This window comes from Rhodococcus daqingensis (genome assembly GCF_042665615.1).
In the GTDB taxonomy this organism is placed as follows: Bacteria; Actinomycetota; Actinomycetes; order Mycobacteriales; family Mycobacteriaceae; genus Rhodococcus_G; species Rhodococcus_G daqingensis.
In genome coordinates, this window is sequence record NZ_JBHTCS010000001.1 from 177,392 (window position 1) to 196,611 (window position 19,220).

Annotated in this window: 13 protein-coding genes; 8 read left to right on the forward strand and 5 right to left on the reverse strand. The window is 73.4% G+C overall.

Features of this window, described 5'->3' with window-relative positions:
* The first annotated feature begins 281 nt into the window (after window positions 1–281).
* Window positions 282–662, forward strand: coding sequence for a hypothetical protein (locus ACFQS9_RS00875; RefSeq protein ID WP_378400595.1), 381 nt, complete (start codon window positions 282–284; stop codon window positions 660–662).
* 95 nt (window positions 663–757) lie between these two features.
* Here the strand turns inward: ACFQS9_RS00875 and ACFQS9_RS00880 are convergent, their stop codons facing one another.
* Window positions 758–1,936, reverse strand: coding sequence for a beta-ketoacyl synthase N-terminal-like domain-containing protein (locus tag ACFQS9_RS00880; RefSeq protein ID WP_378400597.1), 1,179 nt, complete (start codon window positions 1,934–1,936; stop codon window positions 758–760).
* Window positions 1,937–2,094: 158 nt separating this feature from the next.
* On the opposite strand from ACFQS9_RS00880, the gene ACFQS9_RS00885 reads away from it, so the two are divergent.
* Window positions 2,095–2,679, forward strand: coding sequence for a hypothetical protein (locus tag ACFQS9_RS00885; RefSeq protein ID WP_378400600.1), 585 nt, complete (start codon window positions 2,095–2,097; stop codon window positions 2,677–2,679).
* 124 nt (window positions 2,680–2,803) lie between these two features.
* Here the strand turns inward: ACFQS9_RS00885 and ACFQS9_RS00890 are convergent, their stop codons facing one another.
* The 3 genes from ACFQS9_RS00890 to ACFQS9_RS00900 all read right to left on the reverse strand — a co-directional run bounded on the left by ACFQS9_RS00890 (window position 2,804) and on the right by ACFQS9_RS00900 (window position 9,093).
* Window positions 2,804–4,276 carry a dynamin family protein gene (locus ACFQS9_RS00890; RefSeq protein ID WP_378400602.1) on the reverse strand — a complete coding sequence of 491 codons (1,473 nt, stop codon included), beginning with the start codon at window positions 4,274–4,276 and terminating at the stop codon, window positions 2,804–2,806.
* Window positions 4,273–6,126 carry a dynamin family protein gene (locus ACFQS9_RS00895; RefSeq protein WP_378400604.1) on the reverse strand — a complete coding sequence of 618 codons (1,854 nt, stop codon included), beginning with the start codon at window positions 6,124–6,126 and terminating at the stop codon, window positions 4,273–4,275. Before ACFQS9_RS00895 ends, ACFQS9_RS00890 begins: the two co-directional genes overlap by 4 nt.
* A 129-nt stretch (window positions 6,127–6,255) precedes the next feature.
* Window positions 6,256–9,093 carry an IniB N-terminal domain-containing protein gene (locus ACFQS9_RS00900; protein ID WP_378400606.1) on the reverse strand — a complete coding sequence of 946 codons (2,838 nt, stop codon included), beginning with the start codon at window positions 9,091–9,093 and terminating at the stop codon, window positions 6,256–6,258.
* Window positions 9,094–9,463: 370 nt separating this feature from the next.
* Here ACFQS9_RS00900 and ACFQS9_RS00905 point away from each other — a divergent pair, with 370 nt between their 5' ends.
* The 4 genes from ACFQS9_RS00905 (at window position 9,464) to ACFQS9_RS00920 (ending at window position 15,216) form a co-directional block, all read left to right on the forward strand.
* Window positions 9,464–11,317, forward strand: a complete 1,854-nt coding sequence (locus ACFQS9_RS00905) for an Hsp70 family protein (protein ID WP_378400607.1) — start codon at window positions 9,464–9,466, stop codon at window positions 11,315–11,317.
* Window positions 11,318–11,328: 11 nt separating this feature from the next.
* Window positions 11,329–13,839 carry a LuxR C-terminal-related transcriptional regulator gene (locus ACFQS9_RS00910; protein ID WP_378400609.1) on the forward strand — a complete coding sequence of 837 codons (2,511 nt, stop codon included), beginning with the start codon at window positions 11,329–11,331 and terminating at the stop codon, window positions 13,837–13,839.
* A gap of 109 nt (window positions 13,840–13,948) precedes the next feature.
* Window positions 13,949–14,752, forward strand: a complete 804-nt coding sequence (locus ACFQS9_RS00915) for a hypothetical protein (RefSeq protein WP_378400611.1) — start codon at window positions 13,949–13,951, stop codon at window positions 14,750–14,752.
* Window positions 14,753–14,760: 8 nt separating this feature from the next.
* Entirely contained in the window at window positions 14,761–15,216 is a 456-nt protein-coding gene (locus ACFQS9_RS00920; protein ID WP_378400778.1) for an RDD family protein, read from the forward strand.
* Window positions 15,217–15,345: 129 nt separating this feature from the next.
* Here the strand turns inward: ACFQS9_RS00920 and ACFQS9_RS00925 are convergent, their stop codons facing one another.
* Window positions 15,346–15,864 (reverse strand): nitroreductase family deazaflavin-dependent oxidoreductase, encoded by a 519-nt coding sequence (locus ACFQS9_RS00925; RefSeq protein ID WP_378400613.1) that lies wholly within the window; start codon window positions 15,862–15,864, stop codon window positions 15,346–15,348.
* Window positions 15,865–15,947: 83 nt separating this feature from the next.
* Between ACFQS9_RS00925 and ACFQS9_RS00930 the strand changes: the two genes are divergently transcribed.
* Together ACFQS9_RS00930 and ACFQS9_RS00935 are read left to right on the forward strand one after the other, a co-directional pair.
* Entirely contained in the window at window positions 15,948–17,747 is a 1,800-nt protein-coding gene (locus tag ACFQS9_RS00930; protein ID WP_378400615.1) for an Hsp70 family protein, read from the forward strand.
* 103 nt (window positions 17,748–17,850) lie between these two features.
* A complete protein-coding gene (locus ACFQS9_RS00935) occupies window positions 17,851–19,200 on the forward strand; it encodes a S1 family peptidase (RefSeq protein ID WP_378400617.1) in 1,350 nt (449 codons plus the stop codon).
* Window positions 19,201–19,220: the final 20 nt, after the last annotated feature.

Consider the following 19,220-nt stretch of genomic DNA (forward strand, 5'->3'; position numbering starts at 1 on the left):
CCACTCAAGGTTGTCGAATTGCTCAACGGGGGCCGTGCGCGATTTGTTCCCGGGCCCAACCCCCAGATCGCACAGGTCTTGACGAGAACGCACAGATTCTGCGCGCCCAGAACCCGTGCGATCACGTCAATGGGTGTGCGCGCGTGACCGTGGACGCAACATTTTCGAGCGGAGGGAGGGCTTCCACCCTTCTGGTGATGGTGTGCGGTCGGCACCGGCCATAGCGTTGGAGTGTCCGGTGCGCTTCGGCCCACACACCAAACACGAAACGGTCTGTCCCCATGTCCACCAACCGAATCACCACCGCGCTCCGCACCGCAGCCGTCGCCGCACTGATCGGCCTGCCCGCGCTCGGGTTCGCCGGCACCGCTGCCGCCATGCACCCGGGCGAGCACCCGCCCGCCGTCGATCCGATCGTCGGGACGCTGGGTGGGCAGCCGTGCCCGGGCAATCGGGTCGGCATCGACGCCGACACCGGCGAACAGCTCATGTGTGTCTACAGCCCCAACGGCGGCATCTGGGTCCGCACCAACGGAGGAATCATCGGTGTCCATGAATGGTCATCACCGTGTGACCCCTCGACTGACAACGTGTCACAAACGCCGGAGGGCAAGGTGGTCAGGTGCACGCCCACCAAGAATCAGTGGCTCTACGGCGCATAGACCAGAATCCACAGGGAACGCCGGGCTCGTGAGCGTCGGTATCGCGGCGCTGTTCGCGCGATTGCCACTGCCCCGCTTCCGTCACGCCGTGGCCGTCAGTCATCAACCGGCCGACTCGACGGCGGCGCCAGCACGACGACCGTATTGTGCCCGCCCATCCCCAGGGACGACTTGACGGTGACACCGCCCTCCACCCGCACCGGGCCGCGGAGCAGCTGCCGGTGCCCGCCACCCAGCACGGGCGGCGCGGGCAGCACACCGCCGTCGTACCCCAGCGCGGCGACGGCGATCTCGACCGCGGCCGCGGCGCCCTGGCAATGCCCGGTCAGCGGCTTGACGGAGTAGACCCGGGCGGCCGGCGGGAGCAGCTCGTCCAGCACCGCGGTCTCCGCCCGGCTGCACTGGGCGGTCCCCGGACCGTGCGCATTCAGGTACCGCACCCGCCCCGGCTCGACCCCGGCGTCGGCCAGCGCCTCCCGGAAGCACCCGAACAACCGGGACGGCTGCGGGTCGATCGAGACGGCGTGGTGCGCATCGTGCGACACCGCGCCGCCCAGCACCTCCGTGTACGGGCGGGACGCCCGGCGCGAGAGCACCAACGCCACCGAGGCCTCACCCATCCCGAAGCCCCGGCTGCCCTCCTGGAACGGCCGGCACGCGCTCAGCGGTGGGGCATCGGTCACCGCGACGCCGAGCCGAACGAAATGCTCGACGATCTCCGGGCTGAGCGACAGGTCCGTCGCGACGACGACGACGTCGTCCGCGATGCCCTGGTCCAGCCAGGACTTCGCGGTGAGCAGTCCGGCATTGCCGGAGGCGCACATGGCCGACACGTTCAGGGCCGGTCCGTGGAACCCGAACTCCCGCATGATGTTCGACACCGGGGTCGACGACATCATGGCGGGGAAGTCGCGGACCCGACGATGCCCGCGGTCGACGGTGAGGAACTGTTGCCACTCGTCGATGTCGCCGCCGACGACGGCATGCAGCACGCCCACCCTCGCACCCGGGCGCCAACCGCGGCCCTCGGCGTCGCCGATCGCCTCCCGTGCCGCCGCGCGGACGGCGCGGGAGAAGCGGCTGGTGCCGTCGCCCGGGTCGCCGCCGTCGGGCACCCGCGCCAGCCACGCCGACTCGGTCCGATCGACGCCGTACCCACCGACCAGCGTTGCCGCAGGCTTGCCGCTCAGCAGGCCCTCCCACAGTCGCTCCCGCCCCCAGCCGTAGCCGGTCACGGCACCGATGCCACAGATCGCCACCTCGGGTGTGCCCATGTCCTCGTCTCCTCTCGACGCCCGAGGAGCGTTCGCCTTGGGCACCTCCAGGCTCACCCGGACCTGCACCGGAGCACCATCACCCGCAGGGCGGGAACGCACCACCCGTGTCGGTGGCGGTACGTCCGGAGATCGACCCGGACGCCTACGATCCAGTCATGGACAACGCAGGCGAGCAGGAGTTCGGAGACCCGCCCCAGGCCGCATCCCCGCAGCCGCCGCACCGCCCGCAGCCGCCGCGCCCGGAGTTCTCCGCCGTCCCACTGCGACCGGCGCCCTCCGAGACCCCGCCGCGCGCGATCACCGTGGCCAGGTCCGCGTGGATCGGCTCGTTCGCCGTCCTGGTCGGCATCGGCGCCGCCACCGCACTGAAGCTGTCCGCGGTCCGCGACGCGCTCGAGTCCGCGCTGTCCGCCGAACAGCCGGGCACCTCGCAGCGCGACATCGCCGACACCATCTCGCTCACCCTGCTGGGCTGCGCGTCGGCCGCCGCGGTCCTGCTGGTCGCCGCCCTGATCTGCCTGCAACTGCTCGGGCAGCGCCGCAGCGCCGCCCGCATCGCCCTCGCCGTCGTCGGCGTCATCTCCGTCGCCGCCGCCATCGTGTTCTGGTCGCTGATGGTCGATGCGGGCGAAGCCACCGGCGGCGTGCTGGAGTGGGCGCCGCTCGTGTACGCCGGGCTCGTGATCGTCGGTGTCGGAGCACTTTTCGCTCCCGGGGTGAGCGGCTGGCTGCGGCGCTGACCGCCGCGACTCGCGATCGCACAGGCGTTGCCGAGATCGCACAGTGTGTGCGCGCCCAAACCCTGTGCGATGACGTCAGAAGGTGTGCGAGCGACCCCGCGGGTCGCCGCCCCGGGCCGGGCGCTTAGCCCGCCAGCTCGGCCAGCACGCCCTCGGCGCTGCGCGCGGCCACCCCGCAGGCGCGCGCGGTGAACTGGTCGAGCAACGGGTGCTCGGCCCAGGTCCGCCACTTGCGCACCGCCGCAAGGGCCGCGGCCCGCTCCGCGTCGACGCCGTCGTCCGGGTCCAGCCCGAGCCGTTCGCTGCGGCCGATGCCGAACCCGCCGATCAGCCGCTGCAACTGCGCGATGTCCTCGTCGGACAGGTTCGGCCGCGTCGAGCGCAGCCGACCGAGCAGCCGCAACTCCTGGAACCCGTGCACGTCGGCGAGCAGTCGCTGTGCCGCGGCGAGGATCGGGGCGGACTCGGCGCCCGGGTGGGCCGAGAGCACCCGCGTGAGCGCGAGCAGGGCCGAGTGCGTCTTGAGCTGGTCGGCCCGCTGACCGAACTGCACGTCGATCACCTGTCGCAACTCGTCGAGTCCGCTGCGTTCGACGAGTTGTGCCGCGAGACTGGGCGAATCGGCCGTGCCGAGCTTGATCAGCGTGACCGCCAACCGGATTCCGAACAGCCCGAACCGGTGCGCCAACTGGGCGCGGGTGTGCGCGTCCACCGGCAGCGGGCTGTCGGGGCGGGCGAACCGGTCCGCGGACAGCATCGCCAACTGCAGGTCCTCGGGCGGCACCTCGGCCAGCGCACGGAAGGCCGCGAACTCGCTCTGCCGTAGCGTCCGCGCGCCCAGGGCCAGCAGTCCGGCGACGGGGACGACCGCCTGGCACAGCCCCGTCAGCTCCAGCTCCGTGGCGAAGCGGGACGCGACTTCCTTGGCCGACATCATCGCGTCGAGGCGGCCTGCCCCGACCTCGTCCGCGCGGGAGACCACCCCGACCACCCCGAGCGGCCCGGACTCGCCGCCGACGTGCGACCCGATCTGGCCGAGAAACGCGACGTCGGTGGCGGCCAGGGTGCGCAGCAGGTACACGACCGCATCCGCGCCGGACGCCGAGTCCTCCGGCGTCAGCATCTCCAGCGTGCGGGCCGAGACATCGCGCGAGAGCGAGGACGTGCCCGGCGTGTCGATGATCGTGGTGTTGGTGAGCGCCCGCGCCGGCCACTCCACGTCCAGTCGGTCCACCTCCGCGGCCGTCATCGCGCCGAGGTCGAAGGTGAGGCTGCTGCCCTCGCGCCGCTGAACGGGCACGTTGAAGGACTGGTTCCCGTGGTGCCACGCCGTGACCGTCGGCGTCGGGCCCCGCCGATACCAGGTGACGACGCGGGTGCACTCCGTGGCGTCGGTGGGCGCGATGTCCTGCCCCACAAGCGCATTGAGCAACGTCGACTTGCCGGCCTTCAGGGAACCGGCCAGCGCGACGCGGAGCGGTTGATCGATCCGCTCGGCGCACTCGTCGAGTTGCCGCCGCACGGCGGGATCGCCGGCGTACACCTCCCGCGCGGCACCGATCAACGCCCGCGCCTGGGCCAGCGCGCCTGCACTCACCGCTGCGTCTCCGCCGGGAGGATCTGAGCCGCGTACTCCTTGAGCTCGTTCAACGCGCGCATGTCCTGCTCGATCTGCGCGGACCGCTGGGTGCGCTCACTGGTGGCCAGGTTGGCCGCCTCCTGCGCGGCACGAAGCGAGTCGTTGAGCGAGCGCAGCGTCTGCTCGGCAATGGCGGTGAAGTGATCCCGCAACAGCCGCTGGATCAACCGGAGCCGGTCCTTCGACTCCTTGTTCACCTGGAAGCTGACGTCGTCGACAAACCGCCGGATCGCGGCCTTCGCCTCGCTGCGGCGCTTGAGGATCCGCTGCTCCCGATCCTCCCGGTAGGCCTTGGTGCCCAGCACCAGCCCGGCCCCGACCGAGATCGGGTTCACCAGCGCCATTCCCATCAGCGTGGTGATCAGTCCGAACATCAGCACGCCGCCGTATGAGCCACGCATGCCGACGAGCATCTTCTGGGTGATGCCGATGCGCCCGGACTCGAGCTCGGCGAGCGAGCTGACCGGCTCGAGGACCCCACCCAGGTCGGCGACGTCGAGGTGCGGGAGGTCCACCGACCCGGACTCCGCGAAGTGCCCGGCCACGACCTCGGCCAGCCAGATCGCGCGGTCGTGCGCCCAGACGAAGTTGTCGCCGATCGAGGTCGCGACCTGCTGCTCGAGCCACTCGCCGAGCTCCGCCCAGTCCTTGCCCGGGTCGCCCTCGTCGACGGATTCCTCGGCCTGACGGGTGACGCGGCGCAGCCGGTCCCGCAGATCGTGGTCGATGTCGGCGGCCAGGTCGGTGACGCCGTCGGACAGGGTCTGCTGCCACAGCGAGGTGCGCTTGTGCAGCTCCTCGGCCGCGACCTTGGCCTTCTGCAGCTCCGCGACGGCCGCCGCGCCCTTGGCCGGGTCGCGCAGCGCGGCCAGCTCGCTGCCGAGCGCCAGGGTCAGGTGCTCGGTGACCGAGTGCACGTCCAGCGCCACCGCCCGGCGGGTCGTGACGTCGCCCCTGGCGACCACCTGCTCGCGCAGGAACGCGTACAGGTCGGCGAACCCCGATTCGACGTTCAGCTCCTCGTCCTGCAGCCGCACCGCGTGCGAGCGCAACGCCGACGACACCGGGATCAGTGGCACGCTCAGCCCGGCGCGTCCGAGGTGCCCGCGGTCCGCCTCGACGATCTCCCGCCAGTGCGGGTACAGGTCGGTCTTACTGATCAGGCACGCCACCGCCGGGCACAGCCCGAGCACCTGCCGCAGGAACGCGAGCTCCGGTTCGGTGAACTCCTGACTGGCGTCCGAGAGCACCAGGACCGCGTCGGCGGCGGGCAGCAGGCCGAGTGTGCTTGCCGCGTGCGGGTTTCCGTGACCGCCGACACCGGGGGTGTCCACCAGCACCAGGCCGTCGGCGAGCAGGGGGCTCGGCACGTTCACCTCGACCCGCAGCACCTCGCGTCCACCCGCCAGCGGGGTCGTCGGTGTGACGGCGCTGAGTTCCTCCAGCGGCAGCGCCACCCGGACGGCGTCGGCGCCCGGTTCGGCAAGGACCAACTCCGCGCTCGCGGTCGGCGCGTTCTGCACGACCGTCGGCACGGCGGTGGTCTCGTCGTCGCCGACCGTGCACACGGTCAGGTCCAGCAGGGAGTTCACCAACTGGCTCTTGCCCTGCTTGAGCGGGCCGACCACGACGATCCGCATCCTCGGGTCCAGTACCCGGCTCTTGGCCAGCTCCAGCCGGTCCACCAGATCGGCCCGTCCCGCGGTCCGGGCGATGCCCTCGGTCCGATCGAGCAGCGCGACCATGTCCGCGGCCGTCACCTGTCCCGCGGCAGTGCGTTCGACTGCCGAAGCAGATGCGTTGTCCATGAACCCGACCCACAATTCCCTCTGCGCCGCGCGCGTCCGAACGGACGCGCGCGAGCGATTCACTGTATCCAGCACGGAGCCGGCCCCACACGCAATAACGCGTATGGGGCCGGCTCCGTTACAGATCGATCAGGGCAGCAGGGGGTCGGCGTGCGTGGACGTCTCCCCACCGATCTCGGCCGCACCGGTCGCGTCCGCGTCGCCGAACAGGCTGCCGCCGACGCCGCCGAGCCCGTCGCCGAACAACCCGCCGTCCGTCTCGTGTGTCGTGGCGACCTCGCTGCCGAAGGCGTTCGAGGCGTCCAGCGACGACCACGCGTTCCCGGTGGCGGCGGTGGCACCGGTCAGCCCGGAGCTGATCCCGCCGACCAGGTCGGAGGTGCCGCCGAACTCGCCGCCGGCGGAGGCACCGCCGCTCGCGCCGGCCGATGCAGCCGCGCCGAGTCCGGCGTCGGCCGCACCGGCGACCCCGCCACCGAGGTCCGCGACCCCACCCAGGCCGGCCGTCAGATCCGCACCCACGTTCGCCGCGCCGTCCAGCGCGCCGGTCAGGCCGCCACCGAGTCCCGCGCCCGCGTTCGCCGCGCCCGACAGGGCGCCACCGAGGTCCGCGCCCGCGTTCGCCGCACCCGACAGGGCGCCACCGAGATCCGCACCCGCATTGGCCGCACCGTCCAGCGCACCGGTCAGGCCGCCACCCAGCTCCGCACCCGCGTTCGCCGCACCGTCCAGCGCGCCCGTCAGGCCGCCACCCAGCTCCGCACCCGCGTTCGCCGCACCGTCCAGCGCGCCCGTCAGGCCGCCACCCAGCTCCGCACCCGCGTTCGCCGCACCGTCCAGCGCGCCGGTCAGGCCGCCACCCAGCTCCGCACCCGCATTGGCGGCACCATCGAGCGCACCGGTCAGGCTGCCACCGAGGCCGGCGCCGGCGCCGAACAGGCCGCCGAGGCCGCCGGCCAGCCCGCTGGTCAGGCCCGCGCCGAGACCGGCGACCGCGTCGAGGCCACCGCCGAGGCCCGCGTCGACGCCCGCGCCGAGGTCTGCGCCGCCGCCGAGGCCGAGCTCACCGCCGAGTCCCAGCCCGCCGCCCGCGCCGAGCAGGCCGTCGAGCGCGCCACCCAGACCGAGGTCGCCATCGAGCGCGCCGCCGAGGTCGAGGTCGCCACCGAGGTCCAGGCCGCCGCCGAGCGCGCCGCCCGCACCGAGCGCGCCCTCGAGCGCGGTGCCGAGGCCGCCCGCGAGGCCGCCATCGAGATCGAGCGCGCTGCCCAGGACCGCGCCGAGAGCGCCACCGAGGTCGCCGGTGCCGCCTGCCGCGCCGCCGAGCGCCGCCTCCAGTTCGCCGCCGAGTTCGCCGCCCGCACCCAGCGCCGCGCCGAGCACGCCACCCAGCGAGGCGCCCAGGTCGGTGCCGATCTCGCCACCGGCGCCGAGCACGCCCTCGAGCGCGGTGCTCAGCGATCCACCGAGGCCGCCCTCCGCACCCAGGTCGAGGCCACCCGCGGCGCCCAGTGCGGCATCCAGCGCCGCTCCGAGACCTGCGGTGAGGCCGCCGTCCACGCCCAGCGCGCCACCGAGCGCACCGGCCAGCGTGGCGCCGAGGTCGCCGCCGATCTCCCCGCCGGCACCGAGGACGCCGCCGAGGCCCCCACCGGCACCGAGGACACCGCCGAGGTCCAGGCCCGCACCGGCGTCGACCAGGGCGCCGAGCGTGCCGCCCAGCGCGCCACCGAGGTCGGCGGCGACGTCACCACCCGCACCGAGCGCGCCCCCCAGCGCCGCGCTCAGCGTGGCGCCGAGGTCGCCGCCCAGATCGAGTCCGCCACCGAGACCGCCGCCCGCGCCGAGCACCGTGTCCAGCGCACCGGTCAGACCCGAGGTCAGTCCGCCGCCGAGGCCCAGCGCGCCGCCCAGGTCCAGGCCGCCGCCGGCGCCGAGCACCGTGTCCAGCGCACCGGTCAGGCCGGAGGTCAGTTCGCCGCCGAGGCCGAGCGCGCCGCCCAGGTCCAGGCCGCCGCCCGCGCCGAGCGCCGCGTCCAACGCGCCGGTCAGGCCGGAGGTCAGTTCGCCGCCCAGGCCGAGCGCGCCACCGAGGGTGCCGCCCAGCGCGGTGCCGAGGTCGAGGCCGCCCTCGAGCGCGGTGGACAATGCGCCGCCGAGGCCGCCCTCCGCACCGAACGCGGCACCGAGCACCCCGCCGAGTGCCACACCCAGATCGCCGCCGATGTCGCCGCCGACCTCGAGGGCACTACCCAGCACCGCGCCGAGGTCGAGCGCCCCGCCGAGCCCGAGGTCGCCACCCAGGCCGAGCGCCCCACCGAGGTCGATGTCGGTCACACCGCTCAGCGCGGCGTTCAGTGCGCCGCCGAGCTCGGCCACCAGGTCCCCGCCGACTCCGAGCGCCCCACCCAACGCTCCACTGAGCGCGCCGCCCAGGCCGAGGTCGGTGCTGACGTCGATTGCGCCGCCCAGGCCGAGCGAGGCCTCCAGCGCGGCACCGATCGCCGCACCCAGGTCGGCGCCGATCTGGCCGCCGATCTGCAGGGCCGCGCCCAGCGCAGCGCTCAGGGCCGCGCCGAGGTCCGCCCCCAGGTCGATGTCTCCGCCCAGGCCGAGCCCGCCGCCGAGCCCCAGGCCCGCGCCGGCGCCGGCCGCGAGACCGCCACCGAGCCCGAGGCCCCCGCCCAGACCGAGACCGCCGCCGAGCCCGCCACCGAGACCGCCGCCGAGCGCGCCACCGACCGCCGAGTCGAGCCCCGCGTTCACGATGCTCGTCAGCTCGCCTGCACCGCCCGCGAACAGACCCGACTCGGCAACCAACGGGGCCACCGCGGAGATGTCCGCGGCGCACACGCCGCCCAGCCCTGCAGCGGCCAAGGCCGCCTCCGGGTTCTGGCAGTACAGCGCCCTCGCCTCGTCATCGCGCAGGAGGCTGAGGATGAAGTCGAGAAGAGCGTTGGTGGTCATGTCGATCTCCTGAGGTCTTGTCGAACGGATCGCGAAGACGACGCGAAACGATTGCCCTCAACGCTAGGTACGCGGACAACCCTCCCCAACGGGGTGAACTCCCCTGCCTCGCGGGGCGCCTGGGGGGTGCCGTCGATAGGGGATCTCCCCCCATTAGGGGATACCTCCCCCATCTGCGCGTTTGCCGCCGAATCGGTAACGAATCACGCGCGTGACCCGACAAGGTGGGTATCAGCGGGGGGCCACGTCCGGCCGCCACCCCGGACGCAGAGCCCGGGAAATCGTCACCCGCCTCGGGGCCTGGCCACGGGGAGAATTGTCAGCCACCTCGGCGGCGGAAGCCTCGAGGCGAGCACGGGAGAACACTTCGATGACTGTTGGACTCGGACTCACCGTCGGCGCCGTGAACTCGGTGGCGGTCACCGCCCTCGAGCACGGCGCGGACACGCAGGGAGCGTCGATCACGGCGAGTTCGACCCTGGCGCTCGGCGGGGACTCCCCCGCGGTCCTCGGCGTGCCGGCTCGGCACGAGGGTGAGGTTCCACGTGGAACCGTCATCTCCGGTTTCGCCACCCGCGTCGGCGATCCCGTCGCGATCGTCGCCGACGACGGCTCCACCCACACCGGGGAGGACCTCGTCGCCACCGCGATGCAGTGCCTGATCGAGGCGTCCTCAGCCGGACTCGACGAGTCACCCGCCGTCGCGGCGGCCTACCCGGCCGTCTGGCCGAGCCACACGGTCGACGCGCTGCGGTCCGCACTCGACCGCGCGGGCCTCGCCGGCGTGACGCTCGTCCCGGAACCCGAGGCTGCGGTTGCGTGGTTGCAGCGCAACGGGTCCCACGGTGGCTCCCCCGACGACCTCGTTCTCGTCTACGACCTGGGCGGGACCAGCCTCGACGTGACGCTGGTCCGCGCCGGCGACACTCCCGCGATCATCGGGAAGCCGATGCGGTCCGAGGACTTCGGCGGCGCCGAGTTCGACCACCTGACGCTGCGGTACGTGCTCGACGGCATCGCGAGCGAGGTCGGCGACCTGGACCCCTTCGCCCCCGACACGATGAACGCCCTCGCACAGCTGCGCGCGCGCTGCGGTGCGGCGAAGGAGGCACTGTCCTCGGACACCGAGACGGTGATCGGGATCGACCTGCCCGGCGTGCACAGCGACGTCCGGCTGGTACGGGCCGAGCTCGAGGACCTGATCCGGGAGCCACTGGCCGACTCGCTCGAACTGGTCCGGGAGACCCTGCGCAACGCGGGCGTCGACCTGTCCGACGTCAGCCAGGTCCTGCTCATCGGTGGCAGCTCGGCGATGCCACTGGTCACCGAGCTGCTCTCCGCCGAGCTGCGGCTGCCCGTCACCGCGGACGCGCACCCCGAACGAACCGCCGCACAGGGCGCCGCGATCATCGCCGCCGCCGAGGGCGCGCACACGGTGCCGCTCGCGGTGATCCCGGCCACCGCGGCAGCCGCGACCACCGTCGTGGAGGTCGAGCCCGTGTTGCCCGCGTCCACGATCACCGGTCCGCGCCCCGGCGTCCGGCCGGCCTCGCGCGGCGCATCGCTCTCGACCCCCAAGAAGGCCGCGATCGTCGCCGCCGCGGCGGCCGCGATCGCCCTGCTGGCCGCGGGCGGGCTCTCGCTCGGCACCGGCGGGCCGACACCGTCCAGCGCGGACACCGGCCGGGGCACCACCACCAGCCGCGGTGTGACCACCACGGTCGCGCCGGACGGGACCGTCCTGCCGGTCGTCGACGGTGTCGTGTCCCCGACGACCGCGGGCTCGGACCCGGTTCGCCTGGACCCGACCGGCGCCCCGATCCGGTCCGACGCAGGCCCCGTCGCACGGCAGGTCTCCGCCAATACGCCCGGTGCCCCGGCACCCGCCCCCGCACCCGGCTCCCCGGCAGCAGCCCCGGCCCCGGCACCGGCACCCGCTCCGGCTCCGCCCGCACCGGCACCCGGAGGCGGCTACACGCCCCCGCCGCCGCCCCCGGCCGGCGGCGGATACACGCCCCCTCCGCCGCCGCAGGGTGACGGCGGAGGGCAGATCGCCAACGACTTCGTCGACGGTGTCGGCGGTGCCGCCAACGGCGTGGGCAACGGCGTGGGCGGCGTGGTGGACGGCGTCGGCAACGGCGTCGGCGGGGTGCTCGGCGGCCTGGGCGGGGTCGTCGGCGGCGTCGGGCAGGGCGTCGGCGGATTGCTCGGCGGCGGGCAGTAGGACCCATCGCCGTGTTGACCTCCGAACCCACCCTCACCCCGCCACCCACCTTCGCCGGGATGCCGGGCGCGCAGGCCCTCGTCAGCGCTGCCCGAACCGGCAACCCGCACACCCTGATCCGAGGCACGGCGGGCAGCGGCAAGTCCGCCCTGATCGCCGCGATCCGAGACGACCTGCGGGCACACGGAATCGGGGTCGCGACCGCGGTCGCACCCGGCACGGACATCGAGCCGGGCTGCGCGCTGGTGATCGACGACGCCCATCGACTGCCCCACAGCACGGTGGACATGCTGGCCTCGGCCACGCGGCGGCCGGACATCACCGTGATCGTCGCGACCGAACCCCGACCGAGCGACCGCACGCTGCGCTCGCTCGGCGACGCGCTCGGGGACACGCTGGCCCTCGCTCCCCTGACCCCGCGGGACATCGTCGTGCGGGCGGAATCGACCCTGGGCGTTCGCCTTCCGCTCGGCCTGGCCGCCGCGATCGCGCGGATCACCGGGGGCGGCGTGCAGTGCGTCGATGCGGCGCTCGGCGCGCTGGCCCGCCTCGACCAGACCGAGCCCCGCACCCAGCCGGCCGTGGAGCGGGCCCTCGATGCCGCGGTGGCCGCGCACCTGCGTGCCCGGCTCGGGGAACTGGACTCGGATCTGTTGTGCACCCTCGCGATCGCCGCGCTCGGCGTCGGGCTCGACGCCACCGAACTCGTCCGGGTGTTGTCCGTCGAACCGGCCGCGGCCCAGGACCTGATCGACCGCGCACACGGCACCGGGCTGATCTCGCCCACCCTCCTGCGCGCCACCCGCGAACCGCTCGCGGCCGTGCTCGGACCACAGCGGGTGGGCCGCCTGCACGCCGACTCGCTGCGCGCGAAGCTGGCGGACGGCACGCTCGACCTGCTCGCGGCCCGCGCCTACGGCGAGGCGGGCGTGATGGACACCGAACTCGCCGATTTCCTTTGCGGCGCTGCCGAACACGCCGAACCACGGTTGGCGGCGACGCTGTACGCCGAGGCCGTGCGCGCCGGCGCCGACCGGGCCGCACTGGCCCTGCGCTGGTCGGAGGCCGCGGCGTTGAGCGGGGACATCGACACCGCGGTCGGGCTCACCGACGGCCTGCTCGAGCGGGCGGCGGACCTGACGGACACCGAACTCGCGGCGGCCGTGCGGATCGCGGCCAGCGTCGCGGCGCAGCAGGGAATGCTCGGCCGCAGCGCGGACCTGTACGAATGGCTCGGCCCCCACCGGGTCGGCTCCGACGCACCCGTCGCAGCGACCGTGTTGCTGGCGGCGGGACGGCCCGCGCAGGCGGACGCGATGACGGATCTGCAGGCGGGCGCGCCCCCCACGTCAGCGACCGCGGGTGCGTCCCTGCTCGCGCAGGGCCTGCGACAGTCCATCGACGGTCAGGTGGCGATCGCGGTCAACTCACTGACCCGCGGGCTGTCGCTGTCCACCAACGGTTCCCGATCCCGACTGCTGCCCGACAGCGGGGCCGCCATCACCGCGCTGGCGGGCATCGCGTGCGGTGAACTCGCGGGCGCACAAGCGATCCTGCAACGGGCCCTGGACACCGAACCCCCGGAGAGCATCACCCGGCGGCGCCACGAACTGCTGCTGACCTGGATCGCCATGGTCCGGGGCGACCTGGACGCCGCCGCCACCGGCCTCGATGCGATACCCGCGGACACCGAGTTGGCGCCGCGCGACGCGCTGTTCGCGGCGGCCCTGCGGGTCGGGCTGGCCCGTCGGGTCGGAGACATCGGCGCCCTCACCCAATCGTGGGAGCGGGCGCACGGCGTCATCGCGGAGCACTCGGTCGATCTCTTCAGCCTGCTCCCGCTCGGCGAACTGTGGCTGGGCGGGGCCCGGCTGCGGGACACCGGCCGGCTCGCCCACCTCATCGAGCAGGCCAGGGATCTGCTGGCCCGGCTCGGTGAGCCGACCCTGTGGGGCTCGCCGCTGCACTGGTACGGCGTGCAGGCCGCGATCCTGGCCGAGAACCCCGCCGAACTGCTGCCGCACGCGAATGCCCTCGGCGTCGCGGCCGAGACCAGCCCGTACGCGGCCGGTCTCGCCACCGCGGGCCGCGCCTGGCTGCGGGTGCTGCAGGGCGAGATCGACGCGACGGTGGTGGAACAGTCGGCGCGCACCCTGGACCGGATCGGGTTGCCGTGGGACGGCGCCCGGCTCGCCAGCGAGGCCGCGCTGCGCGCCTCGGACACCAGGACCGCCACCACGCTCCTGCAGGTCGCGCGCTCGCTGCGGCCGGCGGCGTCGTCGACGCCCGGCGCCGTCGCGGGAACCGAACGCGAGCTCAGCGCCGGACTGACCGACCGCGAGGCCGAGGTGGCGAACCTGTTGGTGATGGGCCTGACCTACCGGGACATCGGTGCCCGGCTGTTCATCTCGGCCAAGACCGTCGAGCATCACGTCGCGCGGATCCGCCGTCGCCTCGACGCCGCCTCGCGCGCGGACATGTTGTCGATGCTGCGCGCGATGGGTCACGGCGCGGAGGGCTGAGCACCGGGTCGGGGTCACGACCCCGACACAACCGCCGTCGGGCCCGCCGGTGACACCTATGATCACGACCTGACCGCTTTCGCGTCAGCCACCGATCAGGGAGGGGACCATGCCTCCGGACGAGCGAGTCGAACGCGCGTCGAACCGGGCGTTGACGTCCCTGCCCGGCGCCGATGCGGTGTACCTCACGATCGGCGTGGCGGTGACGGCGGCCGAAGCGGTGGGCGCGACGGCCCGCTTCGCCGTCGACACGCTACGCCGGGTGCCGGGGTTGGCCCGGCGCCTCGACGCCACGGCGGACGCGCTGCGGGCGCGCGGCGAGGAGGTCGCGCGGGCGGCCGCCCCGACCGTCCGGGACCTGCTGCGCCTCGTGATCCGGGAGGTGGTCGCGGCGGCTCTGCTCGAGGTCGATCTCACCCGACTCGTGCGCGAGAACGTCGACCTGAACCTGATCGCCGAGTCCCTCGACATAGATCGGATTGTCGACACCGTCGACGTCGATCGGATCGCCGCCACCGTCGACGTCGACCGGATCGCGGCGCGGCTGGACGTGGACGCCGTGATCAGCCGGCTCGATCTGGACGGCATCGTCGACTCCGTCGACCTGGGCAGGCAGATCGCGCGGGTCGACCTCGACGAGGTGGCGCGCCGGATCGATATCGACGCGATCGTCGCCCGGCTGGACCTGGTGGGCCTCGCCAACGACATCATCGACGGCGTGGACCTGCCGGACATCATCCGGGAGTCGACGGGTTCGCTGTCCTCCGAGGCGGTTCACGGGGTCCGGAGCCAGGGCATGCAGGCCGACGACGCCGTCGCGGGCTTCGTCGGCAGGCTGTTCGGCCGCGCCCCCGACACGGAGGACGATCTGCCGGCGGGCGGCAGCGATCGGCCCGGGAACCCGGCGCCGTGAGCAACCGGATCGAGCAACCTCCACACCGGCCCGCCGGGATCGTCACCCGCGCGATCGCCGCCGTGATCGACCTCGGGGTGGTGCTCGCGATGATGGGCCTGACCTACCTGGGTCTGGCCCTGGTGCGGTTGCTGTTCTCCCCGCAGAACTTCCGGTTCCCCGAACCGGCCGCGCTGGCCTCCGCGACGGTCACCCTCACCGTGTCGATCGTGTACCTGACCGGCTGCTGGGCGACGACCGGGCGCACCGTCGGCGCGCTGTCGATGGGGCTGCGGGTCGTCACCGCCAAGGGCAGGCTGGTCCCCTGGCCCCGCGCCGCCGTGCGGGCCGTGCTCTGCGTCCTGTTCGCGTTCGGGCTGCTGTGGGCGGCGGTCGATCCCAGGCGCCGGTCGTTGCAGGACATCGTGTTACGGACCCGCGTCGTCTACGACTGGCGGAAGGAATCGACCAACCTGGTCGGCTGAACCTGCGCCGTCGCACACCCCTTCACGAGATCGCACCCCCGTTGAGCGGCCAAAACCCGTGCGATCTCGACGAAAAGGGTGCGTGCTCGGTGGACTGGCCGGGTGACCTCCGGGTCGCTGCGGCCGCTCTCAGTCGGCGCTCGCCTCAGGCTCGAGCACCATCACCGGGATCCGACGGTCGGTAGCGCGCCGCTCGTACCCGGCCCACCCGGGGTAGACGTCCAAGCCCTTCTGCCACAGCCGTTCTCGCTCGTCGCCCTCCGCCTCGTAGGCGCGAACCGTTCGGGGCGTTCCGCCCGCCACCGTGATCGTCGCCGCGGGCTGCTTGCGCAGGTTGTAGTACCAGCCCGGGTTGTCGTGCTGGCCGTAGTTCGACGCGATCACCGCGATCCGGTCGCCGTCGGGCAGTCCGAGCAGTGGCAGGGTGCGGGCCACCCCACTCTTGGCGCCCGTGGTGGTGAGCATGACCACCGGAAAGCCCGTGGTCATGCTCGTCATGGTGGTGCGCCCCTTGGTGAGCCGAAAAATCAGGCGGTCGACGTGATGCAGGGTGCGCGCGGAGTACCGCGACATGGGCTTCGTCCCGCCCACGGTACGCATGAACCTGAACAACGGATTCGCATCCCGGTAGTTCGGTGAATGCGTCATCGCTCAGCGGCCCTCCCAGCACCTCGCGCAGGGCCCTTGTCACAACCCCGCTTGGTCGACGCTCTCGGGTCGAGCGTAGGCGAATGGATAGGCTGTCGCCCGAGATCGCGCCGCGGTCCGGTACGCGCGACGCGCGAGAACCCGGCGAGCGCGGCAGCAATGAGACGGGGGAAGAGATGGCCGCGGGGCTTGGACTGGGGGTCGGCGGCACCAACGCCGTTGCGGTCCTCCACACCACCGGCAGTCCGAGCATCGACGCCGAGCCGGCCACGATCGTCCGCCGCGCCACGCTGCAGCTGACGACCGCGGGCGAGGCGGTGCTCGGCTCGCCCCCCGACGCGACCGGGGTCATCGCCGATTTCGCGGTGCACGCGGGCGATCCGGCCGGGCTCGAGATCGGCGACGGGTCCGCGTACCTGGCCGAGGACCTGGTCGCCACCGCGATGCACAGCCTCGTGCAGGAGGCGGCCGAGACGTTCCCCGGCCTGTCCGAGCAGCCCGAGATCGTCGCCACCCACCCGCCGCGGTGGTCGGAGGCGACCGCACAGTCGATGCGGGAGGCCCTCGACCACGTCGGACTGCCCGGGGTGAGCCTGGTTCCGGAGCCGGTGGCCGCGGTGACCTGGCTCGAGGCGGCGCACGGACCCCTCGGCGACGCGATCGTCGCCGTCTACGACCTCGGCGGCGCCGGGCTCGACATCTCGCTCGTACGAACAGGCACCGACGCCGGACTGCTCCGGCCGTCGACCTTCACCACCCGCTTCGGCGGCGACACCTTCGATCGGGCGATCGTCGAGCACGTCCTGGGCACGGTCGCGGGTGAACTCGGTCCGGTCGATCTGAGCGATCCGGCCACCAGGGCCGAGCTGTCGTCGCTGCGCCGCCGGTGCGCCGAGGCGAAGGAAACACTGTCCACGGCGGCCGAGGCACCGATCGCGGTCGAGCTGGCGGGCACGACCACCACCGTCACCCTGCGGCGGACCGAGCTCGAGGAACTGCTGGAGTCGTCGATCGCCGGGTCTCTCGACCTCGTCGAGCAGACCATCGGCGCGCACGACCTGGCCACGTCGGACGTGCGCACGGTGCTGCTGACCGGCGGCGGCTCCGCGATGCCACTGGTGCCGCGGCTGGCCGGGGAGATCATCGGCCTGCCCACCGTGCTCGGGCCCCGCCCGGGGTGCACGGGCGCGCACGGCGCCGCGCTGCTCGCGGTCGGCGGCCCCGCCGCGACCGCCGCGCAGACCGTCGGCATCGACGACGGCGCCGTCGTCGATGCCGACGCCGACACGGTGACCATGCCGGCCGTCGCTGTCGCGGGCCCACCGACCGCGTTCACCGAGGCGGGACCCGGCCGTCCGGTGTTGCCCGCACTGCCGGACCCGGTGGAGCCACCGGCGGCGGCCGCGGCGACATCCATCACTGCGAGGTCCCGGTCGCGGTTCGAACGCACCACCGTGATCACTGCGGCGGCGGGAGTGGTCCTGGCGGTCGCGCTGGTCGGCCTGGTGGTGAACCTGCGGTCCACCGACGCCCCCGTGACGGCGGTCCCCGTCATCGACCCGTCCACCCCGGCCGCGGCCACCACCTCGCCGCGACCGACCACCACGACCACCAAGGCCCCGACGTCCACCACGGTCCGGGCCACGACGGCAGCACCGACCACCACCACGGTCGCCCCGACGACCCAGGCCCGGCCGCCGGTCACCACCGCGCCGCCCGCCCCACCGAGTCCGTCGGCCCGTCCGACCACGACCACGACCACCACGACGACGGTCGCCCCCACCACGACGACCGAAACGACGCCGCCGCCGACCACCACGACGACCACGACCACCGCGGCGACGACCACGACCACCCCCGCGGCCGGGGCGGGCGTCGCCTAGCGTGTGGCACCCCGACCGGGGTGTGACACGCGCACGAGCGCCGGAGGCGCCCGTCACCTATGGTGGAGCGCTGACACATCCGCGCTCTCGACGAAAGGTCTTCATGCGTCTCCCGCTGGCGTTCCGCGCCGCAGCCCTCGCCTCGGCCACCCTGATCCCCTTCTCTGCAATCGCCCAGGCCGAACCGCATGAACCCCAGTCGAATTCGGCCGCAGATGTCGCGCAGCAGCTACCCGCCGAACTCGTCGACGCGATCGCCCGCGACCTGAAGCTGAGCCCGCAGCAGTACATCGAGCGGGCCGAGGCCGCACAGCGGCTGGCCGGCTACGCGCAGACCCTGCGCGAGGGCAGCCCCGCCACCTACGCCGGGTCCTGGATGGGGACCGACGGCGTGCCCGTCGTCGCGGTCACCACCACCGCGGAGGCGCAGCGGGTGGCCCGCGACGGCTACGCCACCCGGCTCGCGGCGGTGTCCGCGAACGACCTCGAGGGTTCGCTGGCGCAGCTCAACAAGTGGATCCTCGGCCTGCCGAAGGACATCTCCTCGCAGATCAACTCCACCTCCATCGACGTGCTGGAGAACCGGGTCGTCATCGACGTGGTGAACAGCCCCATCGGCCGGGCACTGAACCTGCCGACGCTGCTGGCCGGACTCAAGGTCGTGCTGAGCCCCGGTGGACAGCCGCCGGTCGACCAGCACGCCCAGGGCGGCGACACCTACATCACCACCCCGCGTCCGATCACCGGCGACATCGATCCCGCCGAGATCGGGGTCTGCTCGTTCGGCTTCAACGCCGTCGACTCCGCGGGCACGCCCTACAACCTCAGCGCCGGTCACTGCGATCCCTCGCAGGAGAACGCGTCGGTGCCCGCGGGCGCACCGGTCTACCTGCCCGACTTCGCGGACGTCACCCGCAGTAAGCAGATCGGTGCCTTCCGGCACTCCGCGATGGGTGAGCCCGCGGGCGGCCTGGACTACTCGGTGATCAAGCTGAACGAGGCGGGCACCGCCGCCGGGCTGGACAAGCCGACCGTCCGCGGCGCCAACGGCACCACTGTCACCGTGACCGGCACCGCGCGCCCGGTCATCGGCGCACCGATCTGCAAGTCCGGACAGACCTCCACGTTCACCTGCGGCCTGGTCCTCGCCGACAGCGTCGACGCCCCGCTGCACATGGCCGACGGCAGCACCCGCCTGGTCCGCGGTTTCGCCGGCTCCACCTGCACCCTCGGCGGGGACAGTGGCGGCGCCATCCTCACCGGCACCAGGGCCCTCGGCATCACCAGCGGCTCCAACTCGGGCGGGGCGCCGAGCTGCATGGAGGCCAACCTCGTGCTGGCCCCCGAGGGCGGCACCGCGAGCATCGGCATCCCGATCGAGAAGATCGTGGACCACGCCAACGGCGCTCTCGGTCTCGACCTGCGGGTCCGGGCCGCCGACGCGCGCCGCTGACACACCGGCGGCACCGAATC

What these genes read in the sequence shown, in the direction of transcription:
- ACFQS9_RS00875 (WP_378400595.1), top strand. Translation starts at nt 282, where the DNA reads ATGTCCACCAACCGAATCACCACCGCGCTCCGCACCGCAGCCGTCGCC.
- ACFQS9_RS00880 (WP_378400597.1), bottom strand. Translation starts at nt 1,936, where the DNA reads ATGGGCACACCCGAGGTGGCGATCTGTGGCATCGGTGCCGTGACCGGC.
- ACFQS9_RS00885 (WP_378400600.1), top strand. Translation starts at nt 2,095, where the DNA reads ATGGACAACGCAGGCGAGCAGGAGTTCGGAGACCCGCCCCAGGCCGCA.
- ACFQS9_RS00895 (WP_378400604.1), bottom strand. Translation starts at nt 6,126, where the DNA reads ATGGACAACGCATCTGCTTCGGCAGTCGAACGCACTGCCGCGGGACAG.
- ACFQS9_RS00900 (WP_378400606.1), bottom strand. Translation starts at nt 9,093, where the DNA reads ATGACCACCAACGCTCTTCTCGACTTCATCCTCAGCCTCCTGCGCGAT.
- ACFQS9_RS00905 (WP_378400607.1), top strand. Translation starts at nt 9,464, where the DNA reads ATGACTGTTGGACTCGGACTCACCGTCGGCGCCGTGAACTCGGTGGCG.
- ACFQS9_RS00915 (WP_378400611.1), top strand. Translation starts at nt 13,949, where the DNA reads ATGCCTCCGGACGAGCGAGTCGAACGCGCGTCGAACCGGGCGTTGACG.
- ACFQS9_RS00925 (WP_378400613.1), bottom strand. Translation starts at nt 15,864, where the DNA reads ATGACGCATTCACCGAACTACCGGGATGCGAATCCGTTGTTCAGGTTC.
- ACFQS9_RS00930 (WP_378400615.1), top strand. Translation starts at nt 15,948, where the DNA reads ATGGATAGGCTGTCGCCCGAGATCGCGCCGCGGTCCGGTACGCGCGAC.
- ACFQS9_RS00935 (WP_378400617.1), top strand. Translation starts at nt 17,851, where the DNA reads ATGCGTCTCCCGCTGGCGTTCCGCGCCGCAGCCCTCGCCTCGGCCACC.